The sequence below is a fragment of the Gardnerella sp. c10Ua_31 genome, assembly GCF_055700915.1.
The window spans coordinates 208,957-225,238 of record NZ_JANUYG010000003.1; the positions used below are offsets into that span (position 1 = coordinate 208,957).

A 16,282-nucleotide genomic window follows, 5' to 3' on the forward strand; every position below is an offset into this window, starting at 1 on the left:
TTTTGGAAAATCATAATATTAAAAAGCTTGTAATTCCAAGTGATTCGTGTATGCAAGATCTTGGCGAGTCAATCGCAAAAATAGTGCATGAAACAGACGTTATTTTGCTTTCTGGTCCTCTTGGTGCTGGAAAAACAACGTTTGCTAAAGGATTTGGTAAAGGCTTAGCAATAAAAGAGCCAATAGTTTCCCCAACTTTTACTATTGCTAGAGAGCTTAAAGGCACGTTTTCTAACGGAAAAGTGGCAAATCTTATTCACGTAGACGCATACAGGCTTGGTGGAAAAGATTACGCTCCAGGGCAAGACACTGTTTCTAGGCTTTTAGATGAGCTTGAATCACTTGGATTAGACGAAGCTTTGGAAGAGCCAGGAGATGGAACTGTTGTGCTTATGGAATGGGGAGAGCAAATGGCAGGCGTTCTTGCAAATGTTCGTCTTGAAGTTCATATTGATAGGCCGATTGATAAAAGCGAATCAAATGAGTTTACGAGCGAAGGAAATCGCGTTGTAACGCTTGTTCCAGTTGGGGGAGACTGGTGTGATCGCTTAAAAATTCTTGATTAAGAGTAAGCTAAATTGGTTAGTCAATTTAAGGAATGAAAATGAGCAATACGCTGATTATAGACACGTCGTACGGTTCAACAGTTGGAGTTGTGGGGCATAATCCGATAATAGAAACGGATTCTCGCACTCATGTTGAAAGATTGCAAGTAAACATTGATTCTGCTGTAAAAAATGCTGGACTAGAGCTTAATCAAATAGATGAGATTGTAGTTGGAGTAGGCCCTGCTCCTTTTACTGGTTTACGAGCTGGACTAGTTGCTGCTAAGGCGATTGCTTTTGCGAATAACGCAAAGATTCTAGGATGCAGCAGCTTGCTTCCACAAAGTTTAATGATTCGTTCTGGAGCTTTTGAAGAATCGCTTAAAAATGGCGTTATCTCTAATAGCGAAATAGTCGAAAATAATGAATCTTGCGTAGCTAAACACACGTATGTTCTTTCGCTAAATGACGCTAGAAGACGCCAAGTTTATATGAGTTTATATGACGATAGTGGTTGCGAAGTAATAGAAATGGATATTGATTATCCTGCAAATATTGTTGATAGAGTAAATCAATATTTTGAATCAAATAATATTTGCGATTATTGCGTTTGCGTTGCGGGTCATGGTGCTAAAAAATACGCTGAAGATTGGAAGAAAATCGAGAATATATGCTTAATCACCGAAGTGAGTGCTCTTGATTTAGGCGTAAAAGGCTTAGAGATATTTAAGTTGTGCGCAAGTCAAAAAGACGTTATTGAACCACTTTATTTAAGAAGACCAGACGTATCTGTTCCAAACCCGTTGAAGCATGTTTTAGGGTCTGGCGCTGCTACAAAAGTGGCAGAAGTAGCGGAAAAATAGGATTCAAGCGAAGTACGCATATGATTGTAGACATAACTCGCTCAAAATATCCAGCTTGTGTATCAAATAGTAAAAGCAGAGCTATAGAGAAAATTGATTGTGCAAAATATGAAGCAATAGTTTCTCAAATTGCAAAAATCGAAGCAGACTTGTTTGGGCCAGGATGCTGGAACAAGAACATGATTTTGCAAGAGTTACAAGCACCGATGCGCGCGTATTATGCAGATGTTGATCTAAACACAAATACGGTAGCTGGGTATGCAGGATTTTGGTTTGATGGTGACGACGGTCAAATAATGACAATAGGCGTTGCAAAAGAGTATCAAAAGCGAGGAATTGCAAGCAATCTTCTAAAAACTATGATTGAAAATGCAAAATCAATCGGCGCAAAACGAATGCTTTTAGAAGTTAAAGTAAACAATAATCCAGCGTTAAAACTGTATGAAAAATTCGGTTTTACAAAAATGGGATTACGAAAAAGATACTACATGCCAGAAGGAATAGACGCATATACAATGTGTGCGCAAATGGAAGACTTAAACAACTTAGACAACTTAGAAAATTTAGAAAACTCAAAAAACTTAGAAGAATCTAGCGAAGCTTATAACAGTGCTAAAAGTGAGGATAACAATGAGTGAAACAATGAATAAAACAAGCGAGCCAATAGTTTTAGGCATTGAATCAACTTGCGACGAAACAGCAGCCGCAATCGTTAAAGGAAGAACATTAGTTTCTAACGTTGTAGCATCCTCAATGCAAGAACACGCACGCTACGGCGGTGTTATACCAGAAATCGCATCGCGCGCGCATGCAGAAGCATTTGTGCCAGTTGTATCAAAAGCGTTAGCAGATGCAAATATGGATTTAAGCGATATTGATGCTATAGCAGTAAGCGCGGGTCCAGGATTAGCAGGATGTTTAGCTGTTGGTATTTCTGGCGCTAAAGCACTAGCGAGTGCCGCAAAAAAGCCGATTTATGGAATAAACCACGTTATTGGACACATTGCAGTAACGCAATTGCAATTTGGAGACGTACCTAAAGACGTTCTAGCGCTTATTGTTTCTGGCGGACACACTTCACTTCTTCACGTGAACGATATTGCGCGCAGCATAGACGTTGTTGGAACAACATTAGATGATGCAGCTGGCGAGTGCTTTGATAAAGTAGCTAGATTGCTTGGATTCCCTTATCCAGGAGGGCCGCATATTGATAGGCACGGGCGCCTTGGGGATCCAAATACGTTGAAGGTTCCGCAAGGACTTACGCAAGGTCGTTCTGGCAAAGAGCATCCTTACGACTTTAGTTTTTCGGGAGTAAAAACAGCTGTTGCGCGTTGGGTAGAAGCTCGCCAAGCACAAGGCTTAGAAATACCAGTAGACGACGTTTGTGCGTCTTTAGCAAACTCTGTTGCAGATGTTCTTTCGCGCAAAGCTATGATGGGCTGCGAGCAATACGGTTCTAAAACTTTGCTGATTGGTGGCGGATTCTCTGCAAACTCGCAGCTTAGAGAGCATTTGCTTGCGCAAGGAAAAGAGCACGGAATCGAAGTTCGTTTGCCGCAGCTTAAGCTTTGCACAGATAACGGAGCAATGGTGGCAATGCTTGGCGTGAATTTGGTAGAAGCAGGAGTTCGTCCGTCTGCTCCAGATTTTGCAATCGATTCAGCAATGCCACTTACAACCGTTAGCTTATAATAGTAAAAGTCGTTCTAAAAATAAGCGAGGTGTTTTGTGTACGAAAGCTATGCGCGTAGAGGAGTTTTGCAAGTTGGTGAAAAAATCCAATTCACCGATAGAAAAGGCAAGCGAATCACAGCACAGCTTGTTAAAGGCGGAGTTACACAAACCGAGCATGGCATTATTTTGCACGACGATGTTATTGGCAAAACTCAAGGCGTTGTAGTAACAACAGTTAGCACAAAACGTGATTTTGAGCGCAGTAATAAGCAACTTGACGCATCTAAAGAATCAAACAAGCCCTGGATGGCGGCGCGCGCAATAGGCGGATGGGATTATGTAGTTATGCGTCCGCGATTAGCAGATTACGTTTTATCTATGCCAAGAGGCGCTCAAATAATGTATCCAAAAGATATTGCACAAGTGATTTCTTTAGGAGATATTCGCTCTGGAATGCGCGTTTTAGAGTCGGGAGCAGGCTCTGGCGCAATGAGCTTAAGTCTTTTAGACGCTGTTGGCGAAAGTGGCGAGCTTACAACAATAGAGCTTAGACCTGATTTTGCTAGAATCGCGCAACTAAACGCAACGATTTACTATGGCGAAAGTCCAAAATGGTGGAATCTTTTAACTGGAGATTTTGACACAGTAGCAAAGTCTCTTCCAGAAGGCTATTTTGACCGCATTATGCTAGACATGCTTGATCCTTGGAACAGGCTTGAACAAGCTTATAGAGTTATTGCTCCAGGTGGCGTATTAGTTGCGTACGTAACAACCACAACGCAAATGTCTAGAATGGCACAAAGTTTGCGTGCTTCTGGAGTTTGGACGGAGCCAGAGATTCAAGAAACGTTAGAAAGAACTTGGAAAGCTCAAGATTTAGCAGTTAGACCAGATCACGCAATGATAGGTCATACTGGTTTTTTGGTTATTTCGCGCGCAATGGCTCAAGGATTTAATGCACTAAAAAAGCGCGAGCGTGCTACAAAAGATACTGTTAGCGATATTGATGATTTAACTACCGAAGAGCGCGCAGAACAGCTAGAAGACTTGTCTCTTAGAGATATATCTGATAGAAAACTTAGAAAAGTCCTTAGAGATTTAGATTTGCAAATCGCACAATTGCCTAACTCAAATCCAAAGCCTAATAAGGCTTAACTGAAGACTGAGGAGATTAAAATGGCGGCGTCAATTAAAAAAATCGTTAAAAAAGTAAAGCATGCAAAATATGTGCTGCTACTAATGCGCCACGCAAAAGCGGTGCCGCCAACAATGGGAGATGATTGGGGAAGAGACCTTAGCGATAAAGGCATAAAACAAGCAAAAATCATGGCAAAAGGATTGAAATCTTTAAAGCTTGTTCCAGATTATATTGTTTGTTCAAGTGCAAATCGCACAGAGCAAACAATGCATAAAATGCTTAAAAAGTTTGGAGATTCGCCAATAGTTGCATCAAGAAAAAGCTTATATGATGGCGGAATGCAATCTGTAATGGATGAGCTTTGTGAGATTAGGAGTGAATCTAAAATAACAATGATTATAGGCCATGAGCCAACAATGTCGATGGCTGCGCAATGGCTTTCTTCCCCAGATTCCGACCCAGACGTTTTAGGAACAATGAGACTTGGGCTTTCTAACGCTTCGATTGTTGTGCTAGTTTCCGACTCTCCTTTTGCAACGTGCGGACTTCGCGGAGCAAAAGCATTGGGTGTTATAAGTCCAAAGGATTTTGAGTAGTAAAATACGCATAAATTTGCATAAAATCCTTATAAAATTTGCATAAATATACGCGAATCATTTGTATAAATCTGCATAAATCATATGCATAAATCTGCATATAAGTTTAGCTTATAACGACACCCCAAAATAGGTAATGACCTCATTAAGCCAAATGTTTGCTAGGCTGAATCAGGTTGTTAATTATTTGGAGGATATATGCATACTGTTCTTACATCCGTACAGGGATTCCCGCGAATCGGCGCAAATCGCGAGCTTAAAAAAATTATTGAACGCTATTGGAAAAAAGACGCAACTCTAGAAGAAGTAAGACAAGTTGCAAAAGACTTGCGCAAAAAGCATTGGAAAATTCAAGCAGAATCTGGAATAGAACTCATACCAAGCAACGATTTTAGCTACTACGATCAAATGCTAGACACAGCAATCCTGCTTGGTGCAGTGCCAGAACGGTACAAGAATCTAAAGTTTGAAAATGCAGAAGATACGCTTTTTGCCATCGCGCGCGGATATCAAGGGGATAGAGGGGATGTAACAGCTCTTCCAATGAAGAAGTGGTTTACAACTAATTACCACTACATTGTTCCAGAAGTAGAAAATCCGCAAAATTTGCATTTAGATGGCACAAAACCATTCGACGAGTTTAATGAAGCAAAAGCACTAGGAATTGAAACAAAGCCAGTGCTAATTGGCCCATACACCTTCTTAAAGCTTGCTCGCAATCCTCAAGCTCAAGAATTAGAAGCAAACAAAGAAACGATTGAAGCATTAGCAAACGCATATTGCGATATTGTAAAACGATTTGCAAGTCTTGGAGCAAAATGGATGCAATTTGACGAACCATATTTGTGCTTAGATAAAGAAGATGGCGATTTAAGGATTTTTAGCGACTTATATAAGCCGATTCTTCAAAGCAGACTTGAAAGCACAGAGAATGCTGAAAACGTTAAGATTTTGCTTAACACGTATTTTGGCAATATTTTAGACTCGTACAAAACACTAAACGATTTAGCTTTTGATGCAATTGGCTTAGATTTTGTAGAAGGCAAAGAAGAAAACCTTGAAGCTTTGCAAAAATATGGAGTAAACGAGAAAACAACTATTTTTGCAGGAGTTGTAAATGGCAGAAACATTTGGAAAAATGACTACGCGCAAAGTCTTGGCTTGCTAGATGCTTTGCAAAAAAACGTTACTAATCGCATAGCTGTTTCTACGGCATGCTCGCTTTTGCACGTTCCATTTAGCACGGATGGAGAAGAGCTTGGCGAAGACGTATTAAAGCATTTTGCGTTTGCTGTAGAAAAGTTGAAGGAAGTAAGCGAAATTGCTCAACTTTGCGTTTTGAATGATGATGAGCTTAAAAATAGCAAGGAATTAGCGCAAAATCAGGCATTATTTGATGGGTCTAGAGTAAAAGTAGACGAAAACGTTAAAGCGCGAATCGCAAGCCTTAAGCCAGAAGATTTTGAGCGAAAGCCATCTCGCGCGGAGCGCCAAAAATTACAAAAAGAAGCATTAGGCTTGCCTGATTTGCCTACAACAACTATCGGATCTTTCCCTCAAACAAAAGAAATAAGATCGATTCGAGCGCTTTTTAGAAAAGGCGAAATTAGCAAAGAAGAATACAACGCGTTTATTGCCAAGCAAATAGACGAGTGCATAGAACACCAGGAGCGCATTGGCTTAGACGTTCTTGTGCATGGCGAATTTGAGCGAAACGATATGGTTGAATACTTTGGCCAGCATTTGCACGGATTTAAGTTTACAAAAAACGCTTGGGTGCAGTCTTATGGAACTAGATGCGTAAAGCCTCCAATCGTTTGGAGCGACGTTTCTAGAGCGCAGCCAATCACGGTAGAGTGGAGTGCATATGCTCAAAGCCGCACAAATCATGTTATGAAGGGCATGCTAACGGGGCCTGTTACGATTCTTAACTGGTCTTGGCCTCGAGAAGATATTACGCACGAGGAGCAAACGCAGCAGCTGGCTCTTGCTATTCGAGACGAAGTTTTAGATTTGGAGCGTGCTGGAATTCGCGTAATTCAAATCGATGAGGCAGCTTTGCGCGAAAAGCTTCCGCTTAGGCGTTCTGATTGGCATAAGAAGTATTTGGATTGGGCGATTGCAGCTTTCCGTCTTGTGCACTCTGCTGTAGAGGCCACTACGCAAATCCACACGCATATGTGCTACTCGGAGTTTAACGACATTATTCTAGACATTGATGCAATGGATGCGGACGTAATATCGTTTGAAGCTTCGCGCGGAGATTTAGTTGTTTTGGACGCTATTCATAACGCGAACTTTGAAACAGAAGCGGGTCCTGGCGTTTACGACATTCACTCTCCTCGCGTTCCTAGCGAAGAAGAAATTGTTAATAGGATTCACGAGATTTTGCACAAAATGCCAGCAAGCAAACTTTGGATTAACCCAGATTGTGGCTTGAAGACTCGTGGCAATGCAGAAACTTGGGTTAGCTTGCAAAATCTTGTTTCGGCAGCCAAAAAGGTTAGAAGCGAATTGGGTGGCGGTCTAAAATGACGTACAAACCAAAGTTTTCACTAGAGGTGTTTCCGCCTAAAAGAACATCTCCAATAGGAACGATTTACGACACTTTAGACGGCTTAAGGGGTTTGGATCCAGATTTTATATCTGTAACTTACGGAACGGGAAAATCTTCGGATCGAACTGCTACTGCTAGAATCGCCAACACTATTCGATCGGAGTATGGTATTAAAACTGTTGCTCACTTAACAGCAAGATACTTGGATTATGACGATGTTGACGAAGCTTTAGATATGTTTGATAAGGCAGGCGTTAGTGGCGTTTTAGCTTTGCGCGGAGACGTTATTGAAAGTCAGAATGCTACTGGAGTGTTTAATCACGCGAGCGATTTAGTGTCGTATATTCGCTCACAGCGACCAGATTTGCCTATTTTGGGTGCGTGCTACCCAGAAAAACATCCAGAAGCTGCTACTTTGCAAGAAGACATTGATAATCTAAAGAGAAAAGTTGATGCTGGAGTAACTCACTTGATTTCGCAACTTTTTTACAATAACGATGACTTTTTGCACTTTAGGGATTTAGCTAGAAAAGCTGGCATTAACGTTCCGATTGAAGCTGGAGTTATGCCTGTTGTAAATGCAAATCAAGTTAAGCGAATGACAAAAATGTGCTCTTCTAAAATGAGTGAGCCAGTTTTAGCAATGATTGAGCGATGGGGAAGTAATCCAGAAGTTTTGCAAGACGCTGGAAGCATATTTGCGTCTCAACAGATTAACGATTTAGTTGCGGAAGGTGTAGATGGAATACACTTGTACACAATGAATCGTCCTGGAGTTACTAGAAGCATTTGGTCAAACGTTAAGCCACTTTTTACTAAAATCGTGTAGATTGTGCAAATCGTACTTGTGGTGCCGTGCAAAATATTGTTGTACGACACCACAATGTACAGTGGCGTTATGAGCAAAGAATCAAGTAATGCTGGAGATTTAAGCAATGGCTTCAGCGCGATTTTGAACGTGGGCTTAAAAGATGATTTGCAAAATCGTTCAAAAAATAGTTTAAATTTTGCTCAAGAAAATGACTTATCGTATAGAAGCCTAGTTAAAGCAGGGTTTGCGCGACCGGAATCTGCTCGTAAAGTTATAGAAGATGTTTGCAAAAATTGTGCAAATAATTCAATAAACACGGTTAAAATTTTAGAAAGCATAAGCAGAGTCGAAGATCCAGATTATGCAATTTTAGCGTTTAACGACATATATCAATCGCATAAAAAAGTTGTTGAAAATATTGCTCAAAACTCTAATAATTCACTAATAACAAGTCCGCTTTCGTCTTTAATGCAAGTTCTTGGAGCATCTAAAGCGTTTGCAATGCTAATGCGAACACGCGAAGACTTAATAAGCGCTGCCGCAAATGACCCAAATCATTTGCTACATATGACTTTAGAAGAGCGTGTTTCGGATTTACTAGAAGCTGTTCAATCGTACAGTGCAACAGTAGTAAATGAAGAAAAAGATGATGACAAGAATTGCGATTCGTGCACTGTTCCAATAAGCTCCATGGGTTTTGCACAAGCTGTTTGTGCGCTTAGAGCGAGATATCGCCAGCATATTGCTGCGATTATGGCATACGATTTGGCAAGCGCAGATCCTGTAGAATTGCAGCCAGATATAAGCTGTAAACTTTCGGATGCTGCGGATGCTGCTTTAGAGGCGGCTCTTGCGATTGCGCGCGGGCAAGTTTCTGGATCTTGCTGTTGCAAGTTTGCAATAATAGCAATGGGAAAATTGGGAGCGCGAGAAATAAACTACGTTTCCGACATTGACTTAATATATGTAGTAGAGCCAACTAATGGCGTTAAACAAGATGAAGCTTTGCGAGTTGGCTCTTCTATTGCGCTTGTTTTGCAAAAAGTGTGTCAATCGGTTGTTATGGGTTGTGCGGAGCCTCCATTGTGGCAAATTGATACTGCGCTAAGGCCAGAAGGCAAAGATGGTCCGCTTGTTAGGCGATTGGAATCTAACAGAGAATACTACGAAAAGTGGGCAAGTAGCTGGGAGTTTCAAGCATTACTAAAGTCGAGGCCAGCTGCAGGAGATATGCAACTTGGTAAAGATTATAGACAAATGGCAGATTCGCTTGTTTGGAAAGCGTCTGGTCGTGAACACTTTGTTGCAGATTGCCAACATATGAGACAGCGAGTGGAGTCTTTGATTCCTGCGTCTCATAGAGATTTAGACATGAAGCTTGGTCGCGGAGGATTGCGCGATGTTGAGTTTACTGTGCAAATGTTGCAACTTGTGCACGGAAGCGAAGACACGTCTTTGCGAGTTAGAGATACACTAGGCGCGCTTAACGCATTATCTGCTGGAGGTTATGTTTCTAGATCGCAAGCTGCGATTTTGGCAGAACACTACCGTTTTGAGCGCGTGCTCGAGCATCGCCAGCAAATGTGGAATATGCAACGTACGCATTTATTCCCAGATTTAGGTGCGCAAGGAAATGGTGGGTTAGATCGCGCAAGAAGCATTAGTGTAGAAGATCTTAACAGTAACGAGCAAATTAGGCGTCTTGCTAGAGCTGTTAGACTTAAGCCAGAAGAGCTTGTTGCGCGATTCGACAAAGCGCGACGAGAAATTAGACACTTGCATAAAGATATTTATTACCGCCCAATGCTTCCGATTAATGCGCAAACGGATGCGGATCCTATTGTGTTGTCTGCAGAGGCTGCTCGCGCTCGCTTTGCGTCAATCGGATTTGCAGATGCAAAAGCTGCACAAATGCATGTTGAAGCTCTTACTGAGGGACTTTCGCGTGCTGCTAAAATTCACAGAATTTTGCTTCCTGCAGTGTTGAAATGGCTTGGAGAAGGTCAAAATCCCGACATGGGTTTGCTTGCTTTTAGGCGACTTTCCGAGCTCTTCGGTGGGAAAAACACGTATCTTGGATTTTTGCGTGACTCTCCTAGCGCAGCTCAACGGCTTTGCCACGTTTTGTCTGATTCGCGCTATTTAGGCGATGCAATGATGAAGTCCATACAGTCGATAACTTGGCTTGGAGACGACTCGACGCTTGCGCCAAGAGGCAGAGAAAGCTTAGATATGCAAACGCGAGCAATGGTTGCAAGATATTCAAGCAGTATTGCGGATTTTGCTCAATCTTTGCGCGCTTTAAGACGGCAAGAAATTGAGCGAGTAGCTCTTGCTTGGATGTGTGGGATTATTGACGATGATACTTCGATGCAAGCAATGAGTGACGTATTTGACGCTGTTCTTGATGCTGCTTTGCAATGGGCTATGAAAGATGCGTCTCGCAAAATGTGCCTAGATGAGAGCAAAGCTTCGATTTCAATTATTGCCCTCGGACGTTATGGCGGTAGGGAAGTTAACTTCTGCTCTGATGCAGATATGATGGTTGTTTATAAGCCTACACAAGATATTTGCGGTTGCGATTCTGGCGATGATTCTGGAGCTAATCTTGCTCACCGTTTTGCGCAAACTACTGTAGACATATTGCGAAATATTTTGCAAGGTACTCTTACTTTAGAGCCAAAAATCATGGTTGATTTAGATTTGCGACCAGAAGGTAAAGATGGGCCGCTTGTGCGCTCACTAGAATCGTGCGAGCACTACTATCAAAAGTGGGCAAGTACGTGGGAAAATCAGGCACTTTTGCGCGCGCGCTTTGCTGCAGGTTCTAAAGAGTTGGCGGATGCCTTGCTAAGTGGAGTAGTAAACGACTTGCGCTATTCATTGGAGCCTCTTAGCGAATCCCAATTAGCGGAAATTCGTAAGCTTAAAGCGCGTATGGAAGCAGAACGCTTGCCAAGAGGAGTTAGCAGAGACAGACATTTGAAGCTTGGGCGCGGCGGTTTAAGCGATGTTGAGTGGACTGTTCAGCTTTTGCAATTGCAATACGCTGGAAAATACGAGTCTTTGCGCACGGTTGGCACAATGCAAGCGTTGAAAGCGCTTAAAGAATTGCATTTGATTGAAGATGAAGATGCAAACGTGCTGGAGCGCTGCTGGCATATGTGTTCTGCAGTGCGAAATGCGAACTTCTTGTGGTCTGGCTCACTTGAGCGTGCGGATGTTATTCCAACAGACTCTTATTCTTTAGGCGGAATCGCCACTTATCTTGGCTACGATCCAAACCAGGGTCGCGTTTTTGAAAACGATTTAATGGCTGTTATGCGTCAATGCCGCGAAGTTATGTCTCGTCTGTTCTACTGTCGCTAAGTTTACAGTCGCAATCTAGTCATATTTTGTAGCTTCGAATTTATTGTTGCATTCTGTTCTTTAAGTTATAATTGCAGGATGGGAGGTGATTTTTAATGAAAAATTCAATGATAAGCATTGATGTAAAAGAAAGAGCTAAGTCTTCAGTTTTTTATTCTGATGTTTCTTCACGTATAAAGCAAACAGTCAGTAGTGAAAATTTAGAAGAAAATGACGAATTATTCTCTACTGATTTTGCTGCAAAACTTATGAATAGTTACAAGCAGTCAGCTTCTGGTTTATCTAGACCATATAAAGATGTTTTTGCTGAGTTAGAAAAGGGCTTGTAATGAGTTCTTTTGATATTCTTGTTACTCAAGATGCAGAAAATGATTTAAAAAATATAAGAGATTATATTGCATCTAATATTTCTAAGAAAACTTCTGCCAGAATTATTAATATCATTAAATTTAATATTGAAAGACTATCTCTTTTTCCTCAGTTTGCGCCTGTAGTTAAGTATGAGCCGTGGAATTCACTTGGTGTGCGTCGTATTGTTGTAAAGAATTTTCTTATTTATTACAGAGTTGATTTAGAAAAAAATACAGTTTATATTTTGAAGGTTACTTATGGTAAATGTAATCAACAAACTGTATTGGAACAAATAGATTTATTGGATTAAATACTTATTAAATGTTGCATAATAAGTTATAGTTGTTCGCCACTCCGAGTATAGGTTTCGTCAAAGCTAATCAGTAATATTACGTAGGTCGCGCACAATCGCGGCCGTTTGCCAACTAGCGAAAGGTAAGCGGTTTTATTATGACGAACGCATTTTCTGATTCTTCCAATCAAGTTTTTTCTCGTTGCGCAATTGCTCAATCGTTAGCAGGCAAAAGCGTTGTTACTTTAGACGATATTTCAACAGAACAAATACGAATGCTTTTAGATAAAGCGCGATACATTGATTCGCACAGAAAAGAAGTGGCCCACACTTGCGATGGCAGAGTGTTGGCCACTCTTTTTTATGAGCCGAGTACGCGCACGCGATTAAGCTTTGAAACAGCAATGCTTCGCTTAGGTGGCAAGGTGATTGGCTTTGCAGGCGCTCAACTTTCTAGCGCTAGTAAAGGCGAAACAGTTAGCGACACGTTAAAAGTGGTATCAAACTATGTAGATGTTGTAGCAATGCGTCACCCTAAGGAAGGCGCCGCTTTTGTAGCAACGCAAGCTGTTAGCACGCCAGTAATTAATGCAGGAGACGGTGGCCACATGCATCCTACTCAAACTCTTGCAGATTTAGCAACGATTCTTGCACGATTTGGCAGACTGAATAATTTAACAGTTGGGCTTTGCGGAGACTTAACATACGGCCGCACAGTTCACTCGCTTATTGAAACTTTATGCCGCTTTGGAAACGTTCATTTTGTGCTGATTAGTCCAGATGAGCTTAAAACTCCGCAATATGTTATTGATCGCATAAACGCAACTGAATCGTGCTCTTACGAGGAAACTCGCGATTTGATGGAAGTTATTGGAAGTTTAGACGTTCTTTATATGACTCGTGTGCAAGAAGAGCGTTTTACAGACAGGGATCAATACTTGCGACTTAGAGATACTTACATTTTGACGGAAGAAAAATTGCAAAAAGCAAAGCCGAATACTGCTGTTCTTCACCCACTTCCTAGAATTAACGAGATTGCGGTTGATGTTGACGCGGATCCTCGTGCAGCATACTTTGAGCAAGTTAAAAATGGCATGCTTATGCGAATGGCTCTTGAAAGCTCAGTTCTTGGAGACGAGCTTTTGGGCTACGAACCAACAGATTTTGTGAATGTTCCTAAAGACGAATCGCAAGCTTACGATGCTAATGGAATTTCGCTCGCTAATCCTCGTGTTCATAAAGAAGACAAAAATGCTCCTAAAGATCTTAAATGTCCTAATATTCGCTGCATAACAAATAGTGAATTATCATTAGTCAAAAAGTTCTATAAGGACGATTCTGACGCAAACGTGTATCGATGCTTGTATTGCGACGAAGAAGCATAACAGATTGATTGCAGATTGGGTGCAAATTGAATGCAAATTGAATGCAGATTGAATGCAGTCAAAACGCAAAAATAAGCGCGATTAACGCAATTGAAATATAAAGTAATCTAAAATAATCTAATAACTTAAAAACCTTGAGCGAACTAGGAGCAATATGAACAACTCACGAACCTTAACTTTGCAAAATATTGCAGTTTGGGATACTAGCGAGCGCATTGATTTAATCGTAGAAGGTGTGCGGCAAGATGCTTTAATTGAGCCAAATGCCAGAATATGCGGAGAAATTGATGCGAGTGATTGGATTGTTGCTCCTGGTTTTGCAGACCCACACGTGCATTTTAGAGATCCTGGTCAAACAGATAAAGAAACGATGATGACTGGCGGCAATGCTGCGGCCGCAGGCGGATATACGCAAGTTTTGATTATGCCGAATACTATTCCAGCAGTTGATGGCGAGCCTTGGAATGATGCTCCTTTCGACGTGGAAAATGTGATTGACTACTTGCAAAGATACGGTTGCATATATGGCGTAAAATTGCCAGTTCGCTACGATTTAAGCGTTTGCGCATCGGGCGGAAGAAGTGGCGTTGATCCTAGCAACGTTAATTTGTGGAAAAAGTATGTTCCTGGAATCGAAGATAGTCAAAAAACGTCTCCGATGAAGAAGCATCCTGTAGTTGCTATTAGTGACGATGGTGCTGCAGTTACAGATTCGATTTTGCAAGACGTTCTAAAAATCGCTAAAGAAACAGGATTGCCTCTTCTTGAACATTGTGAGCATCACAATTCTGGCTCAGTAAATGAAGGCCCAGTTGCTAAGATTTTAGGCGTTGGCGGAATTCCTGCTTCTACGGAGCTTGCGATTGTTAAGCGCGACATTGATGCTGCGCGAGTTAGTGGCGTTCATGTGCACTTCCAGCATGTGAGTACTGCAGCTGCTTTTGAAGCGATTCGCAAAGCTAAGAAGGAAGGTTTGCCTATTACTTGTGAAACAGCTCCGCATTATCTTGCTCTTTGCGATGAAGATGTGCTTAAGTATGGCGTTAACGCAAAAATGAATCCGCCACTTAGGTCTAAAGCAGATAGACAGGCTACTCTTGGTGCAATCGCAGATGGAACTATAGACATGATTGCGACTGATCACGCTCCGCATACAGTTACAGATAAGGCTGGCGACTTTGCGAGCGCGCCTAATGGCATTATTGGCTTAGAGTGCGCGTATGCGGTTTGTAGAAAAGTGCTTGTGGATGCAGGCTACACGGATGATAAGCACTTAATTGAGCTAATGTCTGTTAATCCAATGCAACTAATGAGCCGCAGACCTACGGATGTTTCTGCTTTGCTAAACGTGTCTTCCAAGTGTGCGATTAGGCGTACATTGCGATTAAGCAGCACAGAGCACCCAGAAAACGTTGATTTAGTGTTGATTAATATGAACGAAAAGTGGAGTGTGGATTCAAGCTTGTTCCATTCAAAAGCTAGAAATACGCCATTTGACGGGTGGCAATTAAAGGGCAGACCAGTGGCAACTATTATTGGATCGCAAATTGCGTTTTCTAGAATGTAGTCGCGTATTTAATAAGTCGTATGTGTAAGTCGCGTGAGTAAGTCGTAAAAAATAGTAAAAATGGGAGAAAAATGGACGAGTTAGTAGAAGCGATTGCATCAAAGCAAAATCCTACTGTTGTTGGATTAGACCCAAAGACTGGTATTTTGCCTGCGCAAATTTTAAACGGCTTAGCAAATGAAGTTTTGCAAGAAGTAGAGAGTGAAGAAGCTTTGCAAACGTTGCTTGGTGCTGCTTATTTTGAGTTTAATCGAGCAATTATTGATGCGATTTGCGATATTGTTCCAGCTGTTAAGCCACAGATTGCAATGTATGAGGCGCTTGGCCCTGCTGGAATTGACACTTACACAATGACTTGTGATTATGCTAAATCCAAAGGCTTAGTTGTTATTGGAGACGCAAAACGAGGAGATATTGGCTCTACAGCAGCTCAATATGCTGCGCATTTGCGAGGATTTGCTAATCTTGATTCGTATTTTAGCGATGATTCTTACGATTTTGACGAGTCTTTGCTTAATCTTCTAAAAAGCTCTAGCACAAAGGATGTTTGGCACGAGGATTCGCTTACTGTAAACCCGTATATGGGGTCGGATGGCGTTATGCCTTTTGTAAACGAAGCAATTTCGCGCAATAAGAGCATTTTTGTGCTTTTGCGCACGTCTAATCCTTCTAGCAAAGAGTTGCAAGAGCTTGTTGTTGAAGATGGCAGGCCAGTTTACGAGCATATGGCAAGTTTGATTGAAAATTGGGGCGAATCAAACATTGGGAATCACGGATATTCTAGAGTTGGAGCGGTTGTTGGAGCAACGCATCCGCAAGAAGGCAAGCGGTTGCGTGAACTTATGCCGCATACTTTCTTCCTTGTTCCAGGTTATGGAGCGCAAGGTGGAACAGCTAAAGATGTTGCTGGAATGTTTGATAAAGACGGCAGTGGCGCAATAGTAAACTCTTCGCGCGGAATTATTGGCGCTTGGAAAAACAGTGAATCTTATAAAAAGCACGAATCTTCAATCTCTTTAGATGACATTCTAGATATTGTTGCAAATTCTTCTGCTTGTGCTGCTATTAATATGCGAGATGATTTAAGGCAGGCGATTTATAAGTGAATATAGCTAAATAAATGTGAATATA

General features: G+C 41.5%; 14 protein-coding genes. All 14 read left to right on the forward strand.

The genetic code is table 11. The features are described 5' to 3' along the window. The first annotated feature begins 2 nt into the window (after positions 1-2). The 14 genes from tsaE to pyrF all read left to right on the forward strand — a co-directional run bounded on the left by tsaE (position 3) and on the right by pyrF (position 16,257). Positions 3-566 (forward strand): tRNA (adenosine(37)-N6)-threonylcarbamoyltransferase complex ATPase subunit type 1 TsaE, encoded by a 564-nt coding sequence (gene tsaE / locus NYP55_RS06060; RefSeq protein WP_032839262.1) that lies wholly within the window; start codon positions 3-5, stop codon positions 564-566. Positions 567-604: 38 nt separating this feature from the next. Further along, complete coding sequence (tsaB, locus tag NYP55_RS06065; RefSeq protein ID WP_102704563.1) at positions 605-1,408, forward strand: tRNA (adenosine(37)-N6)-threonylcarbamoyltransferase complex dimerization subunit type 1 TsaB; 804 nt, start codon at positions 605-607, stop codon at positions 1,406-1,408. A gap of 20 nt (positions 1,409-1,428) precedes the next feature. Further along, on the forward strand, positions 1,429-2,046 hold the full coding sequence (gene rimI, locus NYP55_RS06070; RefSeq protein WP_102704562.1) for a ribosomal protein S18-alanine N-acetyltransferase: 618 nt from the start codon (positions 1,429-1,431) through the stop codon (positions 2,044-2,046). Next, positions 2,039-3,103: a tRNA (adenosine(37)-N6)-threonylcarbamoyltransferase complex transferase subunit TsaD gene (gene tsaD / locus NYP55_RS06075; RefSeq protein ID WP_410294121.1), complete on the forward strand. Its 1,065-nt coding sequence runs from the start codon at positions 2,039-2,041 to the stop codon at positions 3,101-3,103. The genes rimI and tsaD overlap by 8 nt, the downstream gene beginning before the upstream one ends. Positions 3,104-3,139: 36 nt before the next feature. After that, on the forward strand, positions 3,140-4,240 hold the full coding sequence (locus tag NYP55_RS06080; protein ID WP_410294122.1) for a tRNA (adenine-N1)-methyltransferase: 1,101 nt from the start codon (positions 3,140-3,142) through the stop codon (positions 4,238-4,240). Between the two features lie 21 nt (positions 4,241-4,261). Then, positions 4,262-4,819, forward strand: coding sequence for a SixA phosphatase family protein (locus tag NYP55_RS06085; protein ID WP_004131024.1), 558 nt, complete (start codon positions 4,262-4,264; stop codon positions 4,817-4,819). Positions 4,820-5,017: 198 nt separating this feature from the next. Next, positions 5,018-7,354, forward strand: coding sequence for a 5-methyltetrahydropteroyltriglutamate--homocysteine S-methyltransferase (metE, locus tag NYP55_RS06090; RefSeq protein ID WP_020757569.1), 2,337 nt, complete (start codon positions 5,018-5,020; stop codon positions 7,352-7,354). Beyond that, positions 7,351-8,205 (forward strand): methylenetetrahydrofolate reductase [NAD(P)H], encoded by an 855-nt coding sequence (metF, locus tag NYP55_RS06095; RefSeq protein WP_018615662.1) that lies wholly within the window; start codon positions 7,351-7,353, stop codon positions 8,203-8,205. The genes metE and metF overlap by 4 nt, the downstream gene beginning before the upstream one ends. A gap of 54 nt (positions 8,206-8,259) precedes the next feature. After that, positions 8,260-11,556 (forward strand): bifunctional [glutamine synthetase] adenylyltransferase/[glutamine synthetase]-adenylyl-L-tyrosine phosphorylase, encoded by a 3,297-nt coding sequence (locus tag NYP55_RS06100; RefSeq protein ID WP_018615664.1) that lies wholly within the window; start codon positions 8,260-8,262, stop codon positions 11,554-11,556. 95 nt (positions 11,557-11,651) lie between these two features. Beyond that, on the forward strand, positions 11,652-11,885 hold the full coding sequence (locus tag NYP55_RS06105; RefSeq protein WP_004131017.1) for a hypothetical protein: 234 nt from the start codon (positions 11,652-11,654) through the stop codon (positions 11,883-11,885). Further along, complete coding sequence (locus NYP55_RS06110) at positions 11,885-12,217, forward strand: type II toxin-antitoxin system RelE/ParE family toxin (protein ID WP_004131015.1); 333 nt, start codon at positions 11,885-11,887, stop codon at positions 12,215-12,217. The genes NYP55_RS06105 and NYP55_RS06110 overlap by 1 nt, the downstream gene beginning before the upstream one ends. 140 nt (positions 12,218-12,357) lie before the next feature. Further along, a complete protein-coding gene (gene pyrB / locus NYP55_RS06115; RefSeq protein WP_004131012.1) occupies positions 12,358-13,584 on the forward strand; it encodes an aspartate carbamoyltransferase in 1,227 nt (408 codons plus the stop codon). Between the two features lie 154 nt (positions 13,585-13,738). Then, positions 13,739-15,151, forward strand: a complete 1,413-nt coding sequence (locus tag NYP55_RS06120; RefSeq protein ID WP_004131010.1) for a dihydroorotase — start codon at positions 13,739-13,741, stop codon at positions 15,149-15,151. A 71-nt stretch (positions 15,152-15,222) separates the two neighbouring features. Continuing rightward, positions 15,223-16,257, forward strand: a complete 1,035-nt coding sequence (pyrF, locus tag NYP55_RS06125) for an orotidine-5'-phosphate decarboxylase (RefSeq protein ID WP_472781731.1) — start codon at positions 15,223-15,225, stop codon at positions 16,255-16,257. Positions 16,258-16,282: the final 25 nt, after the last annotated feature.

What these genes read in the sequence shown, in the direction of transcription:
- tsaB (WP_102704563.1), top strand. Translation starts at nt 605, where the DNA reads ATGAGCAATACGCTGATTATAGACACGTCGTACGGTTCAACAGTTGGA.
- NYP55_RS06100 (WP_018615664.1), top strand. Translation starts at nt 8,260, where the DNA reads ATGTACAGTGGCGTTATGAGCAAAGAATCAAGTAATGCTGGAGATTTA.
- rimI (WP_102704562.1), top strand. Translation starts at nt 1,429, where the DNA reads ATGATTGTAGACATAACTCGCTCAAAATATCCAGCTTGTGTATCAAAT.
- pyrF (WP_472781731.1), top strand. Translation starts at nt 15,223, where the DNA reads ATGGACGAGTTAGTAGAAGCGATTGCATCAAAGCAAAATCCTACTGTT.
- tsaD (WP_410294121.1), top strand. Translation starts at nt 2,039, where the DNA reads ATGAGTGAAACAATGAATAAAACAAGCGAGCCAATAGTTTTAGGCATT.
- metF (WP_018615662.1), top strand. Translation starts at nt 7,351, where the DNA reads ATGACGTACAAACCAAAGTTTTCACTAGAGGTGTTTCCGCCTAAAAGA.
- NYP55_RS06120 (WP_004131010.1), top strand. Translation starts at nt 13,739, where the DNA reads ATGAACAACTCACGAACCTTAACTTTGCAAAATATTGCAGTTTGGGAT.
- pyrB (WP_004131012.1), top strand. Translation starts at nt 12,358, where the DNA reads ATGACGAACGCATTTTCTGATTCTTCCAATCAAGTTTTTTCTCGTTGC.
- NYP55_RS06105 (WP_004131017.1), top strand. Translation starts at nt 11,652, where the DNA reads ATGAAAAATTCAATGATAAGCATTGATGTAAAAGAAAGAGCTAAGTCT.
- NYP55_RS06110 (WP_004131015.1), top strand. Translation starts at nt 11,885, where the DNA reads ATGAGTTCTTTTGATATTCTTGTTACTCAAGATGCAGAAAATGATTTA.
- NYP55_RS06085 (WP_004131024.1), top strand. Translation starts at nt 4,262, where the DNA reads ATGGCGGCGTCAATTAAAAAAATCGTTAAAAAAGTAAAGCATGCAAAA.
- metE (WP_020757569.1), top strand. Translation starts at nt 5,018, where the DNA reads ATGCATACTGTTCTTACATCCGTACAGGGATTCCCGCGAATCGGCGCA.